The sequence below is a fragment of the Albidovulum sp. genome (assembly GCF_049646345.1).
Classification (GTDB): Bacteria; Pseudomonadota; Alphaproteobacteria; order Rhodobacterales; family Rhodobacteraceae; genus Albidovulum.
Genome location: NZ_JBARVQ010000547.1, coordinates 1 through 1,698 on the forward strand (window position 1 = coordinate 1; position 1,698 = coordinate 1,698).

2 protein-coding genes are annotated in these 1,698 nt (G+C 59.0%); one reads left to right on the plus strand and one right to left on the minus strand.

Annotated features, from left to right (window positions below):
* Positions 1-1,167: homogentisate 1,2-dioxygenase (gene hmgA, locus WBB85_RS14110; RefSeq protein WP_432639243.1), on the minus strand; the 1,167-nt coding region annotated here is incomplete at its 3' end.
* 67 nt (positions 1,168-1,234) lie between these two features.
* On the opposite strand from hmgA, the gene WBB85_RS14115 reads away from it, so the two are divergent.
* On the plus strand, positions 1,235-1,669 hold the full coding sequence (locus WBB85_RS14115) for a MarR family winged helix-turn-helix transcriptional regulator (protein ID WP_432639244.1): 435 nt from the start codon (positions 1,235-1,237) through the stop codon (positions 1,667-1,669).
* Positions 1,670-1,698: the final 29 nt, after the last annotated feature.

Consider the following 1,698-nt stretch of genomic DNA (forward strand, 5'->3'; position numbering starts at 1 on the left):
GCGGTCGGGCCCGTGCGGCAGCATCATGTTGTGAAGCGACATGCCGCCGGGGATGAATCCTCTCGGCTTGGCGTCGTACTGGCCATAGATATTGCCCATCAGTTCCGACATGACATTCTTGTGGTACCAGGGCGGGCGGAACGTATCCTCCATCACCATCCAGCGCTCGCGGAAAAGAACAAAGTCGATATTGGCGGTGCCCGGAACGCCCGAAGGTGCTGTCAGGACGGTGAAGATCGACGGATCGGGATGGTCGAACAGGATCGACCCGACCGGGCAATAGGTGCGCAGATCGTATTTCACCGGGGCGTAGTTGCCGTGCCAGGCGACGACGTCGAGCGGGCTGTGCCCGATCTTTGTCTCATGGAACTGACCGCACCATTTGATGGTGACGGTGGTGGGCGCCTCGCGATCCTCGAAGGCGGCCACGGGTGTCTTGAAATCGCGCCGGTTGGCCATGCAGTTTGCGCCGATCGGGCCGCGACCGGGCAGTTCGAATTTCTGGCCGTAGTTTTCGCAGACGAAACCACGCGCCGGGCCCTCCAGCACCTCGACGCGGTAGAGCAGCCCGCGCGGCAGGATGGCGATTTCCTTCGGTTCCAGATCGATGATGCCAAGCTCGGTGCAGAACCTGAGCCGCCCTTCCTGCGGCACCACCAGAAGTTCGCTGTCGGCGGAGTAGAAATACGCGTCCTCCATCGAGGCGGTGACCAGATAGATATGGCTCGCCATCCCGACTTGCGTATTCACGTCGCCTGCGGTCGTCATCGTCCGCATGCCGGTCAGCCAGGTCAGCGACTGATCCGAATGCGCGACCGGATCCCAGCGGTACTGGCCGAGCGAGATGACGTCATCGACGACATGCGGCGCTGTTTTCCAATAAGGCAGCGGGATCTTTTCATAGCGGCTGGAATGCTTGACCGACGGGCGGATGCGATAGCACCAGGTCCGTTCGTTCTGATGGCTGGGTGCGGTGAAGGCCGTGCCGGACAATTGTTCGCCGTAAAGTCCGTAGTTGCATTTCTGGGGGCTGTTCATGCCCTGGGGCAATGCGCCGGGCAACGCTTCGGTTTCAAAGTCATTGCCGAAACCGGGCATATAGCCTTCAGTCGTGCCGCAGGGCGTGGCGGCCTGCCGAAATCCTGCAGGGGTGGGATGGTTGGTCATGGCGTCCTCCGGATATTAGTTGCGTTTGTAATAGTTAATTTTGTAACTAACAACAGGGGAATCCTGCATGAAGCCTGAAGCGGACTTCGACCTTCATTCTTTTCTGCCCTACCTGCTCAACCGGGCGGCAGAGGAGACGAGCCTCAACTTTCAGAAAGTCTACAAGGATCGCTATGGAATGTTGCGAACCGAGTGGAGAGTGCTTGTCCATCTTGGACGGTATGGGGCGATGACCGCGACTGAAATCGGCAAACGGGCGGATCTGCACAAGACCAAAATCTCGCGTGCGGTGGCGCGATTGTCCGAACGCGGCTTTCTTGTCCGCAAGGAAGATGGTGCGGACCGGAGGCAGGAACTTCTTGAATTGTCCAGAACCGGGCAGGCGGCCTATCGCGACCTCAGCACGGCCGCGCAAGAGCATAATGCGGAATTGGCATCGGGTATGACCGATTCGGAATACGCCGTACTCTTGCGATGCCTCAAAGCCCTGACGGGCCGCTAAAGTTCGTTTCTGTACATACAAACAACCAC